This window comes from Ruegeria sp. H4 (assembly GCF_056533065.1).
This window is the reverse complement of sequence record NZ_JBQFOC010000001.1, coordinates 1,596,700-1,616,692: the sequence shown is the minus strand read 5'-3', so window position 1 is coordinate 1,616,692 and position 19,993 is coordinate 1,596,700. Positions and strand designations below refer to the sequence as shown.

Sequence of the window (19,993 nt, the reverse complement as noted above, 5' to 3'; positions counted from 1 at the left end):
TCTCCTCCCTCGGGCCGCTTATTCGGCGGCGATGCTGCTGACGTCCTGGCCCGAAGCGGCCATGATCGCCTTGACGATGTTATGATAGCCCGTGCAGCGGCACAGGTTGCCTTCCAGATACTTGCGGATCTCTGCTTCCGTCGGGCGCGGATTGTCCTTCAGCAAAGCCGCCGCGCTCATCACCATGCCCGGCGTGCAGAAGCCGCATTGCAGACCGTGGTGATCCTGAAACGCCTGCTGGATCACGTTCAACGACCCATCCGGGCTGGACTGGCCTTCAATCGTGCCAACCTCAGCCCCATCCGCCTCAACTGCCAGCATGTTGCAAGACTTCACCGCCTCACCGTTCACATGCACCACGCAGGCCCCGCACTGCGCCGTGTCACACCCAACATGCGTCCCAGTCAAACTCAAATGATCCCGCAAAAAACCAGACAATAACGTCCGACCCTCTACATCGCCACTCACAGCCTTACCGTTCACAGTCATGGAGACCTGTGTCATGAATTCCTCCCGGTCAAATGTTTCTCCCTGTGGCCGAGTTAAGCACGGGAGCCATTGTTTGAGAACACAAATCTTGTCGTATTCGATGCGTCAAGCGTCGTGTAACGCTCATGATTTCGTGCATTGGCAAAGCAGGTCAAAATACGCTGGCGTCACGGTTTGCGTTGCGCCCTAGGCTGGGGCCGCGTGGGAATTTCCTTGAGCAATCCACCCACTCCCATCGCCGCGATATCGGCGCCGGTGGTTTCAACCCCGCAGGCCACACGGGACAAAACCCAATCCGCCCCGTTCAAAGCCGGCGAGCGCGCGCAACCCGGCAGTCCGATCACAGGACGCTTACCCAACGACCCCAGAAAGAGCAGATTTCCAGGATCAACCGGCATGCCAAACCGATCCACCACCCCTCCGGCTTCACGAATGGCTGACGGGGCCACATCATCCACATCCGAAGTTGCCGAGGCGGTCAGGATCATCAACAGGTCCCCTGGCGTCTGAGCGATTGCCGCAGCGATCTGGCCGCTATCGTGAGGCACGATCTGAACGTCGCTCAGCTCCATCCCCAACAGTTCGACACGCCCTTTTATGGCTGCGATGCCTTTTTCATTCCGTGGGCCACCGGGAATATCAGTGACGATGAGCCCAGCGGTTCTGTGAACCGGTGCAATCAATCGAACCGCGTTTTGTGCGAAGTTTGCGGCGCGCCGAACGTCAGCCTCGGGAACCGCATAAGAGATGATCTTGATCGTTGCGACCATACCCCCATCGCTCATTTGCTGGTGCTGAGGCACGGTGGCGACGGTGATCATCGGGTTGACCCGATTGAACTGTTCCAGCGCGTCGACATCTAGGTTTACGACGCCCGGACCATCAGCCAAAAGGTTCACGCGCCCGGTAAACGCTTCGGTGATCCGCAGATTGGCAGCCTCTGCATCGGGAACCAAAGCGCGCGCCAAAAGACCAGCCGCCTCATCCTCATGGCAATCGCCGGGATCCAGTTGCGCGACGGTGACTTCGGTCAGCCCGGCTTGGGTCAGTCCCGCAATGTGATCATCTGAGAGGGTCAATCCCTTGCGCAGCTTGCGCCCGTTTGCTGAAACTGAATGCGCAAGGATCGTTCCCTTCGCCTGATCAACGGGCAATGGGCCAAACTTCATGCCTTGCCCCGCAGAACAGCCGTCATCTGGGCCAGAATGGCCACTGCAATCTCTGACGGATCAGACGCCCCGATGTCCAGGCCGATAGGTCCATGGATCAGATCGATCTGTGTGTCGGTGAACCCGGCAGCTTGCATCCGCGCGACCCGTTTCGCGTGGGTTCGGGTCGAACCGAGCGCGCCAATGTAGAACACATTCGCCTCAAGCGCGGCTTGCAGTGCCGGGTCATCCAGCTTCGGGTCATGGGTCAGCAACACGACGGCGGTACGCGTATCCAATCCCAGCTTGGCAACGGCCTCATCCGGCCAATCCGTGAGAATAGTCTCGCCAGGAAAGCGGGCGTCAGATGCGAAAGCCTCACGCGGGTCGACAATTGCGGGATCATATCCGGCGATCCGAGCCATCGGCACAAGCGCCTGCGCGATGTGAACCGCGCCGACGACGATCAGCCGAAGCGGCGGATTGTGGACGGCAACAAAGGTTTTGCCATCTTCTTCGAAACCAGACCGGTCCATGCGCAAACGGTCGGGATATTTGTTGCGCCGCAGGGACCGGTGGCCGCTGTCGATATTGACCTCATAGGCCAAGGGCTCGCGCGCTGCCCGCGCGGAGACCAGTTCGGCCAGCATGGGTTCGGGCAAAACCTCGCCCACCGGCTCGACCAAAACCCTGATGGTGCCGCCGCAAGCGAGACCGACGGCAAAGGCGTCCTCGTCGCTGACACCAAATTCCAATAGGCGTGCCTCACCCTCGTCGATAGCTTCCAATGCCTCAACAATCACAGCGCCCTCGACGCAGCCACCCGAGACAGAGCCTTCGATCCGACCATCGCCACCGATGACCAACTGCGCACCGACGCGCCGCGGTGCACTGCCCCAGGTTTCGACAACTGTTGCAAGGGCCGCACCGCGCCCGCTGCGATACCAGTCCAGAGCTGTTTCAGGGCTGTTGTCGAATCTCTGCATCAGAGCCTCCTGCGGTGTATCGGTTCAACATAGTGAGCCATGATACAAAGAAAAGCGTAGGCGGGTTGCTGTGATATCAGATTGATCCTATCTCGCCCGGCTTCTAATCTGTCATCATGCTTGGAATCAAATCCGGCAGACCCCCAGAATTTCAGAACGGAGACACAGAGTTGAAACGCATTCTTACACTCGGCGCCGCAATCGGCATGTTGGCTGCAACCGCAGCCTCTGCGGATACATATGAACGCTACGGTGAGGTCGAAGGCTGGAAAGTCTTCATCGATAATGAGCGTAAATCCTGCCTGATCGAAGCCATTGATGACGCTGAAAACGTGGTCCAGATGGGCCTGACCGAAGATCGCGGCGTTGGCTATGTTGGTGTGTTCACCAAAGCCAAGACAAACATCAAACGCGGCGAGAAAGAAGCCGTGGCAATCCTTCTGGGCGACAACCTGTATCTGGGCGAAGCCACAGGCATGAAAGGCAACATCACCAAAGGCTATTCCGGCGGGTATGTCCTGTCCGATGACCCTCAGTTTGCCGAAGACATCGCGAAGAAGCAGGTGATGATCGTGTTCCCCGAAAAGGAGTTCGCCTTCACCGTCGATCTGACCGGTACCTATAAGGCGATGGAAATGGCGCGGGAGTGCAACGCGAAACAACTTGGCTAAACCCTAGCCTGAAAGCGCGGACATAAGCCGCGCTTTCTCACCCATGTCACCGGGCTCCGAGATGACGTTCGCCAAGTCTTCAAGCGAGGCAATCGAGTGACCGGCCCGAAAACTATCGACATGTGGCAACATCGCGGCCACACCCTGCGCCTTGGGCGCAAACCCATCCCAGCGCAACAGTGGATTGAGCCAGATCAGGCGACGCGCAGACAGGTGCAACCGTTCGGTTTCCTTGGCTAACGCTTCTGCGTCACCCCGATCCAACCCGTCCGAGATCAGCAGGACGACTGCACCCTGCCCCATTACGCGACGCGACCAGTCCCGGTTGAACGCGTGCAGGCACTCTCCGATCCGCGTGCCCCCTTCCCAATCCTGCGCCTCGGCCCCCGCAGCGGCCAAAGCGGCATCCACGTCACGTTGGTGCAGATGACGAGTAATGTTGGTGAGCCGAGTTCCGAAGGTAAAGGCATGGACCTTTGCCCAACCCGCCCCCTTGGCGTTCGAGACCGTGTGCAGGAAGTGCAGGATCAACCGGCTGTATTGGCTCATCGACCCGGATATGTCGCAAAGCACCACAAGGTTGGGCCAACGCGGTCGCTGTTTTTGCCGCGCTATTTCGTGGAGTTCACCCCCTTGTCGCATTGCGGCACGCAGGGTTCTGGCCCGATCTATCCGATGACCAACATGACTCGGCTGTCCACGACGGCTTTCAATAGGTTTAACAGGAAGGCTGAGACGCGCCAAAAGGCGTTTGGCCTGGGCAATCTCTGCCGTGCTCATCTGTTCGAAATCCAGACTTCGAAGCCTTTCTTCGGAGGATGCGGTTTGTGACGCGTCGATATCGAGCTCGGTCTCACCCTCATCATTCGTGCTCTCGGGCTGATCGCGCTCAACCCCATCCAGCAACGCCTCTGCCGCCCGTTTTTCGGCCGCGTCCGCCTTGCGTTCCTCCTGCACGCCACGAATGGCGGGCAGCATCATGGACATCATATGCTCCAGATATCGCGGGTCGCGCCAGTAGAGGCGAAAGACCTGAGCAAAAACGGTGCGATGTTCGGGCCGGTTCACGAAACAGGCGTGCAGGGTCCAATAGAAATCCTGCCTTTGGGTAAAACCGGCAGCCTGTACTGCCCGGATCGCGTCCACCACCCGGCCCGTCCCGATTGGCAGCCCCGCCTTGCGCAAGGCACGGGCAAAATGCGTGATGTTCTGCGCCAGTTTCGGGTTGTCGGGGATATCAAGCGGGAGTTGTTCAGCCATTACCGTTCATGGGGGCTCTGCCCCCAAACCCCCGAGGTATTTTTGATCAGAAGAAGCATCAGGCGGGTTCGAGATCTGCTTTGGCTTCATCCAGAATGCGTTTCGCCTCGGATCCCTGCAGTTTCTGGATGTCATCCTGATACTTCAAGATCGCGCCCAGCGTGTCGCCGATCACCTCGGGGCTGAGGTTGATGACGTCCAGAGCCAACAGGCATTTGGCCCAGTCGATGGTCTCGGCCACGCCGGGTTTCTTGAACAGGTCTTCAGTGCGCAGGCGCTGAACAAAGGCCACAACCTCACGGCTAAGGGCCTCGGCGGCTTCGGGCGCGCGGGCTTGCAAAATTTCAATCTCACGATTGAAATCAGGGTAGTCGACCCAGTGATACAGGCAACGGCGCTTCAGGGCGTCATGCACTTCGCGGGTGCGGTTCGAGGTCACGATGACGATGGGCGGTTCGGGTGCCTTGACGGTGCCGAGTTCCGGGATCGTGACCTGAAAATCGCTGAGTGCTTCCAGCAGAAACGCCTCGAACGGCTCATCCGTGCGATCCAGTTCGTCGATCAGCAATACTGGCGCGCCATGTTCGTCGGGCCTCATCGCCTGCAACAACGGGCGCTCGATCAGGAAATCATCCGAGAACAGTTCTGTTTGCAGCGCGTTTCGATCTGCACCACCGGCAGCCTCGGCCGTGCGGATGGCAACCATCTGGGCCGGGAAATTCCATTCATAGACAGCGGAAGAGGCATCCAACCCCTCATAGCATTGCAGCCGGATTAACCGGCGGTTCAATCCGGCGGCAAGCGCCTTGGCAATCTCGGTCTTGCCAACCCCAGCTTCGCCTTCCAGAAACAGGGGTCGACCCAGTTTCAGCGATAAGAACACCACGGTCGCCAAAGCCCGTCCGCAGACATAACCCTGCTCTCCCAACATGGTCTGAACCGCATCAATTGACTGCATCTTTGACATGGCATCCCTCCGTCCGACCAAAAGGTCACGCTGGGCGCCGGTCGTCAACCCGGCCCGATATGGTCCCTTAGTCGCATTCCAAGCTCTTTCACAGCGGCCCGCGCTATGTTAGCGGGGCGTCATGACCGAAAGCATCACGATCCGCCGCCCCGACGATTGGCATTTGCATCTGCGCGATGGCGCGATGCTGAAGGCCGTCCTGCCCGAAACCGCACGCCATTTTGGGCGTGCGATCATTATGCCCAACCTAGTGCCCCCGGTTGTGACCGGTGCGCTGGCTGCCGCGTATCGGGATCGCATTCTGGCTGTGCTGCCAGAAGGCATGCATTTTGAGCCGCTGATGACTCTGTATCTGACCGAGGATACCGACCCGAGCGATCTGGCTGCGGCCCATGCCAGCGGATTGGTCAAGGCTGTGAAGCTTTATCCGGCAGGGGCAACGACCAATTCAGCCTCGGGCGTGCGAGACTTCGACAAGGTTCGCCCGGTGCTTGAGAAAATGGCCGAGATTGGTCTACCCCTATGTGTGCATGGTGAGGTCACAGACGCCGAGATCGACATCTTCGACCGTGAGGCCGTGTTCATCGACCGCGTTCTTGACCCGATCCGCAAGGCCACACCTGGCCTTCGCGTAGTGATGGAGCACATCACGACCCGCGATGGCGTTCAGTATGTTGCCGCCAATGAGGCCGATCTGGGTGCGACGATTACGGCGCATCACCTGATCATCAATCGCAATCACATTCTGGTTGGCGGGATCAAACCGCACTACTACTGCCTTCCGGTTGCCAAGCGCGAAGAACATCGGCTTGAGTTGCTGAAAGCTGCGACATCGGGTGACCCACGTTATTTCCTGGGCACGGACAGTGCGCCGCATACGGATGACAACAAGGAAATGGCCTGTGGTTGCGCCGGGTGTTTCACCGCGACCAACACGATGTCACTGGTGGCAGAAATGTTCGACCGTGAAAGTGCCATGGACAAGTTGGAAGGGTTCGTCTCGCTGAACGGACCCGCCTTCTATCGCCTGCCGGTGAACGAGGACACCATCACGTTGGCCAAAGGCCACCCGGTCGAATATCCCAACAAGATCGAAACCGAAGACGGCCCCGTTACGGTGTTCGATCCCGGCTTCCCTCTGCACTGGCGCGTGGTTTAACCCGCCAGTTTTGCAGCCAGATCGCGGGCGCGACCTCCGGTGCGCAGCATCGACCAGATCACGTCTGCCTCATCGGCGCCGATCAGCTTGGACGCTTTGGCGCGCACACGATCCTCTCGATCCGGCAGGGATATCGGGGTTATCAGGTCATGCGTTGCCTCAAGCCGGGCCCCATCGCGGCGCAGCAGGGCCAGATGGGCTTGCGTCTCGGACAAAGCCTCGTCTGCTTCGACCACGATACGGTCCTGCAGCGATTTGACACGCGGGTCCGCGCAGACTTTCTGCGAGTAGCTTCCGGGCAAGGCGGTATCATAGCCAAAGGCCTGCATAGCGATCACCGCGCGGTAGGAGAACTTGGCTTCCAGCCCTGTGGTAGGTGACATCTGGTTGCAGACGCTCATCCAGCGCGGATGCGTTTTGACCTTGATCTCAGCGACTTCGGGTTCGGCGATATCCAGATCACGTGCCGCCTCAAGCGCCGCATGCAATCCATGACAACAGGCGTGGAACTTGTGGCTAACGGATTCGAATAGCCATTCATCTCCGAGCCCATCCAGCGCTGCGACCTTATCCGAAGCTCCTTGATGGGTGGCGCCAAAGCCAAGCGGGCCGTCCAAAGCGTCCTCGTTAGGCACAAAACCCTTGTGAATCAGAAGCGCAGCCTCGACGCCCGCAGCAGAGGCCATCCCAGCGTTATAGGGTTTGCCCATTGTCCCGAATTGCGCCTTAAGGCCCGCCGCGCGGGTCGCCGTCAGTCCCAGCACCTGCCGCATCTGACCCGCGCTGAACCCCAGAAGGCGCCCGAGCGCAACCGCTGCCCCAAAGGCCCCAGCTGTGGCCGTTTGATGAAACCCGGTCTGATAGTGACCACGGCCCAGCCACAGCCCGATACGGATTGACGTCTCCATCCCAACCAAAGCCGCTTCGAGAAGATCGACCAGGATACGATCATCCCACTCTGACGCCGCCAATGCAGCGGGTAGGACAGCGACCGAAGGATGGCCGATATGGGCAAAATGGGTGTCGTCATAATCCAGCGCATGGGACACCGTACCATTGACCAAAGCCGCAGTACGCAAGGGGGCGCCGCCGCCACCGAACAGATGCGCCTGCACTGCACCCGCCTCGTCCATAGCCATGTCCCGGACGATCGTCGCAACGGGCTCGTTAATACCAGCCCGGCCAACGGCGACCCAGTCCAGAACAGAAAGCGATGTGACGATCCGCGCCTGCGCGGTGGTCGTGATCGGGCCTGCGGCAAATGCAGCCAGTGTTGAGGTAAAATCTGACATAAGGCGCAGTCTAGCGTGCGCCAAGCGCGGGTAAAGCCTTAGCTGTAAAGCGCGGCGGCGCGCGCTTCGAAGGCGCGTACGATGCGCTGCATGGCTTCGTTAAAAACAACGCCGATGATGCCTTGCAGGATGGCGTTCTTGAACTCGAAATCCACGTGGAATGAGATATTGCACCCACCTTCGGGCGCGTCCTCGAACTGCCAATCGGATTTCATGTATTTGAACGGGCCATCCAGATATTCGGTATCTATCTTCTTTTGGTCCGGATACAGAGTCACCCGGCTGCCAAACCGTTCGCGGAACACTTTGAACGAGATGACCAGATCGGCCTCCATCACCTCGGCCTCACCCATAGCATAGGTTTTGCGAATACGGGCTGCTGCGCACCAGGGCAGAAACTGCGGATACTGGGCCACATCCGCGACCAGATCATACATCTGTCGCGCGGTGTATGGCAGGTGGCGCGTTTCCGAGTGAATTGGCATGGCATTAAGGCATTAAAAGGTGACATTGGCGCGTCATGTCGTATGTTGCGCGCCAAAGATCAAGGGGGCAGCGATGAGTGACCGCGCATATGTGATAGATGAGATGATCTCGGCCAAGGCCATCGCGGCGCGGATCGAAGAGCTATGTCGGGAAATCTCTGACGAATTTGGCGATACTGACAAGCTGGTTGTGGTTGGCCTGTTGCGCGGTAGTTTCGTGTTCATCGCCGATCTGGTGCGCGAGCTGGACCTGCCGATCGAGGTGGATTTCCTTGAGGCCTCTTCCTACGGTGACGCGATGGAGAGCAGTCGGGAAGTCCGTATTCTCAAAGACTTGCGCGGTGCAATTGAAGGGCGTGATGTGCTGGTGGTCGAAGATATCGTCGATACGGGCCACACACTGAACCATGTCACCAAGTTGCTTCAAAGCCGCAAGCCCTCTCGATTGAAGTCCATTGCGTTGCTCGACAAACCCAGTCGCCGCGAAGTGGATTTCCGGTCAGACTGGATTGGTTTTGAAATTCCGGATGAATTCGTCGTGGGCTACGGGATCGATTACGCTCAGCGCAATCGAAACTTGCCGTTTATCGGCAAGGTCCGGTTTACCGAAGGCGAGTAAGCTGCGGGTTCAGCCCAGAATCTGACGGATCGCATTCAGGAAGATACCCGTTCCGACCGGAATCAAGGCATCCGGGAAATCGTAGTCTGGATTGTGGAGTTGCGGGTGATCGCGCCCCGCCCCAAGCCAGAACATCGCCGTTTTCGCACCTTTGCCAAACTGTCCGAAATCTTCGGAGAATCGTTGCGGTTGGTCGGTCAAGTCACAGGTAACGTTTTGTGCCGCGCATGCATGGGATAAAGCATCGACGGCTTCCGCGTGATTGGTGCAAGCCTCAAAGACATCTTCGTAAGTGATCGAGGCGCTAAGCCCTTCGGAACGCGCGATCTTTTGCACCAGCGCTTCGGCGTCTGATACCAGCTTGTCCATGCGTTGATCAGATACCGTGCGTAACGTCACCCACAATTCACCCTGCCCTGGGGCAACGCCAAAGGTTTGCTCTCCTAAACGCGCATGGGTGATGGTTGTGAGCGCGTAGTCCGTGCTCAGGTCACCACCCGTACCAAGACCCGTGAGCTCAGGAATCAGGGCCGATACCGCACCCGCCGGGGACACCCCATCCTGAGGCGCAGCGGCATGCGAGGTTTTGCCCGTCAACCCAATTCGCATCCCACGCGAGGCGCAATTGGCGGGCCCTTTGCACAGCTGGACAGCACCCAACGCAAGCCCAGGCAAATTGTGCAACGAAAACACATAGTCGGGTGCGATTTTTGCAAAACGCGGATCAGCGCGAAAGGCTTCGGCACCCTGCCCTGTTTCTTCCGCGGGTTGGAAAATCAAAGCAACACGTCCGCGCAATGGGCGTTTCTCTTGCAAGGCCAACGCCACGCCCAGGACCATTATCATATGCCCGTCATGGCCACAGAGGTGCCCGTTACCCGGCACTTGCGAACGATATGTCAGATCCGAAAGCTCCTGTATCGGCAACCCATCCAACTCACACCGGATCGCAACGCAAGGACCTGTCTGGTCGCCATCGAAGACAGCGGCAACGCCATGTCCCCCGAGCCCCGTTAGCACCGTGTCCGCGCCCGCATGCCGTAGCTCATCTACCATCCGCGCGGCCGTGGCCTGTTCCTGTCCGGACAGTTCGGGCTGTTGGTGCAGTTCGTGGCGCAACTGTGTGAGCCGCGCCAAATCGTCAGGCGTCACGCCTGCCCCAGCTTCTCTTGCCGGGCGGCGCGCAGGCGGGCGAAATCATCACCGGCATGGTAGGAAGACCGAGTCAGCGGTGTAGCCGAAACCATCAGGAATCCCTTGCCATAGGCCGCCTTTTCATAGGACTCGAACTCTTCGGGTGTCACGAAACGATCCACCGCGTGATGTTTGGGCGTCGGCTGTAGATACTGCCCAATGGTCAGGAAATCGATATCGGCTGCGCGCATGTCATCCATAACCTGGGCAACCTGTTGCTTATCTTCGCCTAACCCAACCATGATGCCGGATTTGGTAAAAATCGACGGGTCCAGTTCTTTGACCCGCTGCAACAGACGCAGAGAATGGAAATACCGCGCACCGGGACGCACCTCGGGATAAAGGCCCGGCACAGTTTCCAGATTGTGGTTGAACACATCCGGTTTTGATTCCACCACAGTCTCCAGAACTTCCGGATCACATTTCAGGAAATCCGGCGTCAGAATTTCGATGGTCGTCTTGGGCGAGCGATGACGCACCGCGCGAATGGTCTGTGCGAAATGATCGGCACCGCCATCCTTTAGGTCATCCCGATCCACAGAGGTGATCACCACGTGGTTCAGACCCAATTTTTCAACTGCATGCGCCACACGGCCTGGTTCGAAAACGTCCAGCGTGTCCGGACGCCCGGTGGCGATGTTGCAAAAGGTGCAGCCACGGGTACAAATCTCACCCATGATCATCATGGTGGCGTGACCCTGGCTCCAGCACTCGCCCACATTGGGGCAGCCAGCCTCTTCGCAGACAGTGACCAGATTGTTTTCGCGCATGATCCGATGAGTTTCGGCATAGCCTTTACCACCGGGCGCCTTGACGCGAATCCATTTGGGTTTTTTCGGCTGCGCATTGTCCGGGCGGTGAGCTTTTTCCGGATGACGTTGTTCTGGGATCTTCAGATCTCGCACGGGCCGCTTTCCTAGCATTGGGTCAACTTTGTGTACCTATAGCATAGTGCAGTGAAGCCGGTTACGCCAGCACTGCATAGCCGCTATGCATGCACACCGCGCAAGCGCAGAATAAGACGGGAATCAAAGCAATATCGCTTTGTTTTTTCGTTTATTTCCTGCTGCTTAGAGATAACTCGCATACGCAGCATTTCTACGATTGAAGGCCCGGATCAACTGTTTTACTCCCAAGCCAATTCAATATGAATCACAGGAGATCCAGCATGAAATCCGGCGCAAAACTGCCTGATGTCACCTTTCACACTCGCGTCCGGGATGAGGCCGTCGAAGGCCCCAACCCCTATCGCTGGCAGGATGTCACCACAGGGGATTACTTCGCTGGCAAGCGGGTTATCCTGTTCTCGCTGCCCGGTGCGTTTACCCCGACCTGCTCGACCTACCAACTGCCGGGTTTCGAGAATGGCCATGGCGACTTCGTCGCCAAAGGCGTTGATGCCATCTACTGTATGTCGGTCAACGACAGCTTTGTGATGAACAAATGGGCGCAGGATCAGGGGCTGAAAAACGTCAAGGTCATCCCGGACGGGTCCGGTGAATTCACCCGCAAGATGGGCATGCTGGTCGACAAAGACAATCTTGGTTTTGGCATGCGGTCCTGGCGCTATGCAGCGATCATCAATGACGGTGTGGTCGAAGCTTGGTTCGAAGAACCGGGCCTGATGGATAACTGCCCCGAAGACCCGTATGGGGTTTCCTCGCCCGAGAACCTGATGAGACACTTGGAACAGGCGGCAGAGCCTGAATTGGCCTAAGCCAACTTCTACACCCACGATCTGGCCCGCCCCTTGGCGGGCCATTTCATGTTCGGGTGGCCGTTACGATCTGTTCACCCACGTCGCGGATCACGTGTTCCAGCCTTTCGGCCCAATCGGCCTTGCCGCTTGAAGCACGGTGGACCAGCCCGACAGTCCGGGCCGGTTGTGGGCTGCCAAACCGCAATAGTCGCAGGCCTGGAACGGCCTCAGCCTCCGCATGGGCAGCGAGCTCAGGCATCAGGGTCAAGCCAAACCCCTCGGCCACCAACCGCGACAGCGTCGCCAGGGATGAGGCCCCCATGTTGATCTGCCCGCTGCCTCGGTCCTGACCGCAGACCTCGAGCGCCTGATCGGTCAGACAATGACCATCTTCCAACAGCATCAATTGAGCCGATTGCAGATCAAGTGGACGCAGCATATCCGGGCTTGCTGATACCTTTTCAAGACGCGCAGCACTGCCTGCCAAAAGGAACTGATCCTGAAACAGAGGTGTTTCCCGGAATTCGGTGCCACCAACTGGCAAGGCCAGCACAGCCGCGTCAATCTCGCCCACACGCAGCAAGGCCAACAGACGCTCGGTTCTGGCCTCACGTATCTGCACTCGCAGCGAAACATCACCCGAACGTAAACCAGCCAGAACGCCAGGCAAAATATAGGGTGCAATCGTTGGGATAATGCCAATGGACAAGGACCTGTGCCCGCCAGAATGGTCACGGGCAAACTGATCCAGCCGGTCGGCGGCGCCTAGGATCAGACGCGCGCGCTCTAGCACATCGCGCCCCAATGGCGTCAGCAGGATATCGCGGGCCTGTCTTTCGAACAGAACACCGCCCATAATCTCTTCCAGCGCCTTGATCTGAACTGACAAGGCGGGTTGGGACACATTGCAGACCTGAGCCGCACGACCAAAGTTACGCTGCTCGGCGACGGCCTGAAAATATTGCAATTGTCTGAGGGTAAAACTCATAACCCTTGCTTATCAATACCGGGCGATTCCGCAAGGGTTGCATATGGTCTTTATCCGATCATCTGGTCCCGCTCCGTCTGATCTTCATAGTGGCGTTTCAAGCGCTGCAAGGCGATGCGCAGAACGATCTTGCCGGACCGTGCAGACCAACCCATTCGCTTCTCTGCTGCCTCTAGCCCTTCGAGGTAACAGCAACAGCGCAGCGCCACGTCGCTCAGCCCCGGTCCCAGATCCGACAATGCCCGCGCAACCCGATCTCGCGCGTCCGAAGATCCACGCCCGCCATGCGATTCACTGTCAAAGCTGCCCCGGCCACCCCCTGTCAGGAACCGATCCCAGTTTTGCGCAACCTGCGGCCCGATCTGTGCCAGTTCGAAGTCCTCGCGCAGGCGCTCTCCGGCGCTGACAAGGGTTTCGTCCAGAAAGGGTTTGCCATCGCGATCCCTGCGTCGCGCCAGCGCGACCAAGGGGCTTTCAGCGGCACAATAGCGAATCCGGCGCGCCCGATCCGTATGTGTCGTTGAAGCTTTGGCCTGAAACGGCATCTGAGCCTCCGCCATTCCAAATTCATTCTTGGTGCGGGCCTCGTTCTCTGCTTCTGCCACCAGACGGTTCAGCGCCGCGCGCCCCGATGCCGAAATCCGGTATCGCGAGATGCGACCAGGATTGTCGCAGCTGATCCAATCCTGCAGCGCAAGCGCCTGCGCAATCTTGCAATCAACAACAGCCGTTCGGGTTGCCGCAGCATCGCCGGTATCCCGAACAACAACCGCCTTATCCATGTCTTCCGCAACGGCAAGAACCGATCCGGTTTCGCACAGACGACGCAGGATGCGCATCGCTTCCTGATCAAAACTCTCTGTGTCTTCTGCCTCTTGCCCAACCCGGTGATCTTCCGTGATCGAGAAATGCGTTTCGGCCAGCGATTGCAACGCGGCATCCACAAGCGGATCATCCCGACGCATTTCAATGCGTCGGATTTGTCGCAGAATAGTTGATGCATGGCATCCCTCGGATCGTGCGATATCTCGTATCGATCGACCGGTCTCGGTATGAGCAAGGTATCTCTGCGCCCCTTCGGGCACCCAAGCCGGAATGGTGAAAGCCATGTAGTTTTCCATATTCATTTGCCCTCGTCGACAAAACAGACTGCCACTTTTCGCCCGCGGAATTTGAGTTAACCAAATCTAACTAGAGGTGCTTTCGTTACTCGTTCGTTAACCCCAACGGTCGCTAACCAGATTTGATTCAAAAAGATAAACAGTCGTGAAACCATCGTTCGGAGGGAGCCCAACACAAGCAACACCCGCTTAGGTTGTGTGACAAACAGGCCAAATCAAAACCGCGTAAAGGAACACGGAAGATGCAGGACCTGATGACCATGATCACAACCCTCCGCCGCCCACGACTGCTGACACGGGCCGCGAAACTTGGGGTGCAGGATTACAATCGGGACAGGCATTTGCAGCGCATTCTGGGCTATGGATCGCTGCCCGGCACAGGCGCGGCGCTTATGCGGTTGATGGATCTTGAGCGAGAGGTAAACGCGCAGCGAAAAGAAGAAGATGCCGCCTATTCGCTGGTGCGGCATCTGGATCTTCTGATCGCGCTGTTGGGTGAGGCGCAGTTGTATCAGGCCAACCGCGCCTCGGCCCTGAAATGATCAGGTAAACGCATCCGGCATCGAGGCTTTCTTCTCAGCGATGTAGGCCTCAAGCGCTGCGGCTGTGTCCGGGTCCATCTGTGGCTGCTGATAGTTGGCCAGCAGATGTTCGACCCGGTTCGACGCCAACTGCTGGGTATCGCGCGACCCTTCGTCCTGCCAGGTCTCGAACGGCTTGTAGTCCAGCACGTCGGATTTCCAGAAGGCTTCTTTGAAATTGGCCTGCGTGTGAGCACATCCAAGATAGTGCCCGCCCGGACCAACCTCGCGGATCGCATCCATGGCCTGGGCGTTTTCATCATAGGCCACGCCTTTGGCCAGCCCATGCAAAACACCCAACTGGTCGGCATCCATGACAAACTTCTCAAAGTCGGCCACCAGACCACCTTCGAGCCAGCCACAGGCATGCAGCATGAAGTTCACACCAGCCATCAGACCCATGTTCAGCGAGTTCGCCGTTTCATAGGCCGCCTGCGCATCCGGCAGTTTCGAGCCGCAGAACGACCCGGCAGAGCGGTACGGCAGGTTCAGGCGGCGGGCCAATTGACCTGCGCCATAGGTGATATGCGCCGCCTCTGGTGTGCCGAATGTCGGCGCGCCCGAGTTCATGTCGATCGAGGTCACAAAGGCCCCAAAAATTGCTGGTGCGCCGGGTCGAATGATCTGGCTGTAAGAAATACCCGCCAGCACTTCTGCCAGAACCTGCGTCAGCGTGCCCGCAACCGAAACAGGCGCCATTGCACCACCCACGATAAAGGGCGAAATGATGCAGGCCTGGTTGTTCTTGGCATACACCTCCAGCGCGCCCATCATCACGTCATCGAATGTCATGGGTGAGTTGATGTTGGTCAGCGAGGTCATGACTGTGTTGTTCTGAACGAACTCTTTGCCGAACAAAATCTCGCACATCTCAACCGAATCCTGCGCACGGCTGGGATCGGTGACTGATCCCATGAACGGCTTATCAGACAGAGTCATATGCGCCTTGAGCATATCCAAATGCCGCTTGTTCACCGGAATATCAGTCGGCTCGCATACGGTACCGCCCGAATGGTGCAGCCACTTGGACATATAGGCCAGTTTCACGAACTTGTTGAAGTCATCCATGGTCGCATAGCGGCGGCCACCTTGGACATCCCGCACAAACGGCGGGCCATAGACCGGAGCCAGCACCAGATTGCGGCCGCCAATCACCACCGATTTCTCGGGGTTGCGGGCATGTTGTGTGAACTCGCTGGGGGCGGTCTTGATCAGCTCACGTGCTAATCCACGGGGGATGCGCACACGTTCACCATCAATATCGGCGCCGGCATCGCGCCAGCGTTCCAATGCAGCCGGATTGTCCACGAAGTTGACGCCGATCTCTTCCAGCACTGTTTCCGCGTTGTGTTCGATGATCTCCAACGCTTCTTCGTTGAGGATCTCGAAATTCGGAATGTTGCGTTCGATATACTTCGCCGTTTCGATTCGAACTGCGGTGCGCTCGGCACGGCGGGCGGCACCACCGCCACCTCTCGCCCTGCGTCGGGTGCTTGCCTCTGCCATGAGAAATCCCGTCTGATGTGTTTAGATTGACAGCTTAGTTACAGGATTGAGCACCCACAGGCATATGGTTTACGGCGCTCTGGGGGGAAAAGCGACATTGGGCGCAGCGTTCGCAACCATCTGTTCCGTCGCGGCGATGGCGCTACGCTTCCGAGATCGTATCCCACTCGATACTGTCGATACTTGGCTCTAACATCAGTGGGGCCACAACCTTATGCTGCAGTTCTTCGGGATGATCCTCCATCGAAACAAGAACAGCAATTGTACGCTTGCCTTCAATTGCGTCGCCTTTTTCAAAGCCCACGATCCGAACATTGTTCTGCGCCAATGCCTTGAGAACAGCGACACGCGCATCTGCCTGCGCCTCTTCCAAGCATTGCAGAACAACCTTGAACTCCTGAGTCAGAGGCACCCCGGCTCGCGTCGTGCGTTTTAGCCACTTCACCAACGGCCTGAGGCCAAGGTTCACGAATATGACAAAGCCCGTCATCATGACGGCAAACACCCAGGCACCCGCCCCCGCCATCATTCCAACTGCTGCCGAGCACCACAGCGTCGCCGCGGTATTGAGGCCATGAATCGTGAACCCGTGCCGGAAGATTATCCCGGCCCCCAAAAAGCCGATGCCCGAAACAACCTGAGCCGCAACACGCGTTGGGCTGACCTCATCCGGAAAAAGCGCTGAAAACACAACAAAGGCGGCAGCACTTAGTGCAACCAGGGCATTGGTGCGCAGCCCGGCCATTCTTTGGCGCACCTGACGCTCTGACCCGATCAAAGCACCACAAAACAGCGCCAATCCCAAGTTCAATGCGGCTATCTCGATGGAAATCGGCAATTTCTGTCCCTTGTCTTTTCGGGGCATTCCTTGACCCAGTCGGGCTGTCATATTTTCGTTACAAAACTTTTACAATTCCCTTTTTTTGGTTCGCAGAACTTACCCGAGGATCAGAGGTTGCTCTTGCGAAACTGATGCGCTTGGCCTAAGGCGCGGATATGACCCAAGACACCCATGACCGCCTTCTGATCATCGACTTCGGCAGCCAGGTGACGCAGCTGATTGCACGCCGCCTGCGCGAGCTGAATGTTTATTGCGAAATTCACCCTTATCAAAATGTCACGATGAACCTTGTGCGAGAAATGGCCCCGCGCGCCGTGATCTTCTCGGGCGGGCCCGACAGTGTGACGCGCGATGGATCACCCCGCGCCCCGCAAGAGATTTTCGACTACGGCGTTCCAATTCTGGGCATCTGCTATGGCCAGCAGGTGATGATGCAGCAACTGGGTGGGAAGGTCGAAGGTGGTAAAATTTCGGGCGGTGGCGGCACAGCGGAATTCGGCCGTGCTTTTGTCAGCCCGAAGGGTGCCTTGTCCCTGCTGGACGATTGGTTTGCCGAGGGTGACGAACAGGTCTGGATGAGCCACGGTGACCATGTCAGCCAGTTGGCCCCAGGGTTCGAGGTTTACGGCACTTCACCCAATGCTCCTTATGCGATCACGGCCGATACCACACGCCATTTCTATGCGGTCCAGTTCCACCCCGAAGTGCACCACACCCCAAAGGGCGCCAAGCTGTATGAGAACTTCGTAAAGCTTGCGGGCTTCAAAGGCGATTGGACCATGGGTGCCTATCGCGAGGAAATGATCCGCAAAATCCGTGAACAAGTTGGCGACAAAAAGGTCATCTGCGGCTTGTCCGGCGGCGTCGACAGTTCGGTCGCGGCGATCCTGATTCACGAAGCTATCGGCGATCAGCTGACCTGCGTTTTTGTCGACCACGGGTTGCTGCGGAAGAACGAGGCCGAAGAAGTCGTCGGCATGTTCCGCGACAATTACAATATTCAGTTGATCCACGCCGACGAATCCGAATTGTTTCTAGGCGAGTTGGACGGTCAATCCGACCCGGAAACCAAACGCAAGATCATCGGTAAGCTGTTCATCGACGTGTTCCAGAAGCATGCCGATACCATCGAAGGGGCCGAATTCCTGGCCCAGGGCACGCTGTATCCGGATGTGATCGAGTCTGTTTCTTTCTCGGGCGGCCCCTCGGTGACGATCAAATCGCACCACAATGTGGGCGGTCTTCCTGAAAAGATGGGCCTGAAACTGGTTGAACCCCTGCGTGAGCTATTCAAGGATGAGGTCCGCGCCTTGGGTCGCGAACTGGGTCTGCCCGCCAGCTTCATTGGCCGTCACCCCTTCCCCGGCCCCGGTCTGGCAATCCGTTGCCCCGGCGAGATCACCCGAGAAAAGCTGGAGATTCTGCGCGAAGCAGACGCCATCTATATCGACCAGATCCGCAAACACGGGCTCTATGATGATATCTGGCAGGCCTTTGTCGCCATTCTGCCCGTGCGCACCGTGGGCGTAATGGGCGATGGCCGCACCTATGACTACGCCTGCGCCCTGCGCGCGGTCACTTCGGTCGATGGCATGACAGCGGATTATTATCCGTTCAGCCATGGGTTCCTGGGCGAAACCGCCACGCGGATCATCAACGAGGTGCAGGGCATCAATCGCTGCACTTACGATATCACGTCTAAGCCGCCCGGAACGATCGAATGGGAGTAATCCCAGACTGAACAGATGACGTACTGAAAACCTCAGTGCCACCATTGGCAATCTACCTCCTGAGCGCGATTTCTTGAGCTCAGGATTGGCTTGCAATCCAATCTCTGTTCACTCACCCTATGTACGTCTTGTCGGGTGCGTATGACCCGGCCAATTGATTTTTTGTTACTAGGTCCCGCCCAAGGCTTTGTTTATGGCACTTATCCGAAACGCTTTTTATATTCTTTTCATGACCATCTTCACACTGATCGCGCTTGAAGTGGTCCTGTTTGCCGCGTTTTCGATACGGGACATAGTCAGTGGAAATGAAGCCCCCAAAACCTCTGACAATCCCAATCAGGATGAAGAGACCCGGCAGTTCCAAAACGACGCTCAGAGTTTTCAGGGCTATCCCTATAAGGCCTTTGTTGGGTGGCAATCGCCCCAAATCGCAAGCGAGACGCTGAATATCGACGACAATCTGCGTCGGATCACAGTCAATTCGAACCCGCCGACGGATCACAAGGTGCATTTCTTTGGCGGCTCCACCATGTGGGGGCACAGTGTTTCCGATAAGAATACAATCCCGTCTCACTTCAGCAATTTGTCAGGAAAAACAGCGATCAACTACGGGGAACAAGCCTATAACTCGCGCCAGAGCCTCAACAGGCTTCTCAACACTCTGGACAGTATCCAACCCGGCGACAACGTCGTGTTTTTTGATGGTGTGAATGACGTCTATCACAACTGTCTCAGCCTGAACTCGCCCGACGGGCATCCGCGCGAAGGGTTTATTAAGGAGAAGCTGCGTGGGAAGTTCGGCGGCATCTCGGGGCTTGTATCATCGACCTCAACCTACCGGCTGGCCCGCCGGATCAGTGAGAAGCTGGGCTCGGGAGACAATAGCAAGCGCTTTGCAGATCTGAACCAATGTGGTGATCCGGCCTATGCCGAGCGTGTCGCCGATTTCCTCGTCAGCAGCTGGGCTGCAACCGAAGCCATTGTAAATTCACGGGGGGCACGTTTCTCCTGCGTCTTGCAACCAAACCCGTATACCCTGCCCGACCGTCCGTTCAGCCACAACGAAACATATGCCGCGCAGATTCAACAGGTTTATCCGCTGATCCGTGAAAAGGCGCAAAAACTCGACTGTTTTCAGGACTATTCAGGCATCCTGCAGCAGGATTTCTATATCGATCATTGTTGCCACGTAAACGCACAGGGAAACCTGGAAATCGCCCGGCGTTTTGCGCAGGACCTCAACTAATCCAGGCATTT

Annotated in this window: 20 protein-coding genes; 7 read left to right on the top strand and 13 right to left on the bottom strand. The window is 57.6% G+C overall.

Annotated features, from left to right (window positions below; all coding sequences use genetic code 11):
* Nucleotides 1–18: 18 nt before the first annotated feature.
* The 3 genes from ACR0KG_RS08145 to ACR0KG_RS08135 form a co-directional block, all read right to left on the bottom strand.
* Nucleotides 19–504, bottom strand: coding sequence for a (2Fe-2S)-binding protein (locus ACR0KG_RS08145; RefSeq protein WP_480826959.1), 486 nt, complete (start codon nt 502–504; stop codon nt 19–21).
* Nucleotides 505–656: 152 nt separating this feature from the next.
* Nucleotides 657–1,658: a molybdopterin-binding protein gene (locus ACR0KG_RS08140; RefSeq protein ID WP_480542962.1), complete on the bottom strand. Its 1,002-nt coding sequence runs from the start codon at nt 1,656–1,658 to the stop codon at nt 657–659.
* Entirely contained in the window at nt 1,655–2,623 is a 969-nt protein-coding gene (locus ACR0KG_RS08135; RefSeq protein WP_480826958.1) for an XdhC family protein, read from the bottom strand. Before ACR0KG_RS08135 ends, ACR0KG_RS08140 begins: the two co-directional genes overlap by 4 nt.
* A 170-nt stretch (nt 2,624–2,793) precedes the next feature.
* On the opposite strand from ACR0KG_RS08135, the gene ACR0KG_RS08130 reads away from it, so the two are divergent.
* On the top strand, nt 2,794–3,294 hold the full coding sequence (locus tag ACR0KG_RS08130; protein WP_353007241.1) for a hypothetical protein: 501 nt from the start codon (nt 2,794–2,796) through the stop codon (nt 3,292–3,294).
* Nucleotides 3,295–3,297: 3 nt separating this feature from the next.
* On the opposite strand, the gene ACR0KG_RS08125 is transcribed toward ACR0KG_RS08130, so the two are convergent.
* Together ACR0KG_RS08125 and ACR0KG_RS08120 are read right to left on the bottom strand one after the other, a co-directional pair.
* Complete coding sequence (locus ACR0KG_RS08125; protein ID WP_480826957.1) at nt 3,298–4,554, bottom strand: vWA domain-containing protein; 1,257 nt, start codon at nt 4,552–4,554, stop codon at nt 3,298–3,300.
* Nucleotides 4,555–4,612: 58 nt separating this feature from the next.
* Nucleotides 4,613–5,521, bottom strand: coding sequence for an AAA family ATPase (locus ACR0KG_RS08120; protein ID WP_480826956.1), 909 nt, complete (start codon nt 5,519–5,521; stop codon nt 4,613–4,615).
* Nucleotides 5,522–5,642: 121 nt separating this feature from the next.
* Between ACR0KG_RS08120 and pyrC the strand changes: the two genes are divergently transcribed.
* The gene (pyrC, locus tag ACR0KG_RS08115; protein WP_480826955.1) at nt 5,643–6,680 is read left to right on the top strand and encodes a dihydroorotase; all 1,038 of its coding nucleotides are present in this window, start codon (nt 5,643–5,645) and stop codon (nt 6,678–6,680) included.
* Here the strand turns inward: pyrC and ACR0KG_RS08110 are convergent.
* Nucleotides 6,677–7,972, bottom strand: coding sequence for an MmgE/PrpD family protein (locus ACR0KG_RS08110; protein WP_480826954.1), 1,296 nt, complete (start codon nt 7,970–7,972; stop codon nt 6,677–6,679). The genes pyrC and ACR0KG_RS08110 overlap by 4 nt on opposite strands.
* A gap of 38 nt (nt 7,973–8,010) precedes the next feature.
* The gene (locus ACR0KG_RS08105) at nt 8,011–8,457 is read right to left on the bottom strand and encodes a type II toxin-antitoxin system RatA family toxin (protein ID WP_480826953.1); all 447 of its coding nucleotides are present in this window, start codon (nt 8,455–8,457) and stop codon (nt 8,011–8,013) included.
* Between the two features lie 73 nt (nt 8,458–8,530).
* On the opposite strand from ACR0KG_RS08105, the gene hpt reads away from it, so the two are divergent.
* Nucleotides 8,531–9,076 (top strand): hypoxanthine phosphoribosyltransferase, encoded by a 546-nt coding sequence (gene hpt / locus ACR0KG_RS08100; protein ID WP_480826952.1) that lies wholly within the window; start codon nt 8,531–8,533, stop codon nt 9,074–9,076.
* A gap of 9 nt (nt 9,077–9,085) precedes the next feature.
* Here the strand turns inward: hpt and ACR0KG_RS08095 are convergent, their stop codons facing one another.
* Nucleotides 9,086–10,228 (bottom strand): amidohydrolase, encoded by a 1,143-nt coding sequence (locus ACR0KG_RS08095; RefSeq protein ID WP_480826951.1) that lies wholly within the window; start codon nt 10,226–10,228, stop codon nt 9,086–9,088.
* Complete coding sequence (gene lipA, locus ACR0KG_RS08090; RefSeq protein WP_170530077.1) at nt 10,225–11,175, bottom strand: lipoyl synthase; 951 nt, start codon at nt 11,173–11,175, stop codon at nt 10,225–10,227. The genes ACR0KG_RS08095 and lipA overlap by 4 nt, the downstream gene beginning before the upstream one ends.
* Before the next feature lie 263 nt (nt 11,176–11,438).
* Between lipA and ACR0KG_RS08085 the strand changes: the two genes are divergently transcribed.
* Nucleotides 11,439–11,987 (top strand): redoxin family protein, encoded by a 549-nt coding sequence (locus ACR0KG_RS08085; RefSeq protein ID WP_480826950.1) that lies wholly within the window; start codon nt 11,439–11,441, stop codon nt 11,985–11,987.
* Nucleotides 11,988–12,033: 46 nt separating this feature from the next.
* Here the strand turns inward: ACR0KG_RS08085 and ACR0KG_RS08080 are convergent, their stop codons facing one another.
* Together ACR0KG_RS08080 and ACR0KG_RS08075 are read right to left on the bottom strand one after the other, a co-directional pair.
* Nucleotides 12,034–12,957 (bottom strand): LysR substrate-binding domain-containing protein, encoded by a 924-nt coding sequence (locus ACR0KG_RS08080; RefSeq protein WP_480547257.1) that lies wholly within the window; start codon nt 12,955–12,957, stop codon nt 12,034–12,036.
* 50 nt (nt 12,958–13,007) lie between these two features.
* On the bottom strand, nt 13,008–14,078 hold the full coding sequence (locus tag ACR0KG_RS08075; protein WP_480827338.1) for a DUF6456 domain-containing protein: 1,071 nt from the start codon (nt 14,076–14,078) through the stop codon (nt 13,008–13,010).
* A gap of 242 nt (nt 14,079–14,320) precedes the next feature.
* Here ACR0KG_RS08075 and ACR0KG_RS08070 point away from each other — a divergent pair, with 242 nt between their 5' ends.
* Nucleotides 14,321–14,620, top strand: a complete 300-nt coding sequence (locus ACR0KG_RS08070; RefSeq protein ID WP_480826949.1) for a DUF6477 family protein — start codon at nt 14,321–14,323, stop codon at nt 14,618–14,620.
* Here ACR0KG_RS08070 and ACR0KG_RS08065 read toward each other — a convergent pair whose 3' ends face one another.
* On the bottom strand, nt 14,621–16,165 hold the full coding sequence (locus ACR0KG_RS08065; RefSeq protein WP_480826948.1) for a trimethylamine methyltransferase family protein: 1,545 nt from the start codon (nt 16,163–16,165) through the stop codon (nt 14,621–14,623). It lies immediately after the preceding gene.
* Between the two features lie 142 nt (nt 16,166–16,307).
* Nucleotides 16,308–17,030, bottom strand: coding sequence for an MgtC/SapB family protein (locus ACR0KG_RS08060; protein ID WP_480826947.1), 723 nt, complete (start codon nt 17,028–17,030; stop codon nt 16,308–16,310).
* A gap of 131 nt (nt 17,031–17,161) precedes the next feature.
* Here ACR0KG_RS08060 and guaA point away from each other — a divergent pair, with 131 nt between their 5' ends.
* Nucleotides 17,162–18,736, top strand: coding sequence for a glutamine-hydrolyzing GMP synthase (gene guaA / locus ACR0KG_RS08055; protein WP_480826946.1), 1,575 nt, complete (start codon nt 17,162–17,164; stop codon nt 18,734–18,736).
* A gap of 229 nt (nt 18,737–18,965) precedes the next feature.
* A complete protein-coding gene (locus tag ACR0KG_RS08050) occupies nt 18,966–19,982 on the top strand; it encodes a hypothetical protein (protein WP_480826945.1) in 1,017 nt (338 codons plus the stop codon).
* Nucleotides 19,983–19,993: the final 11 nt, after the last annotated feature.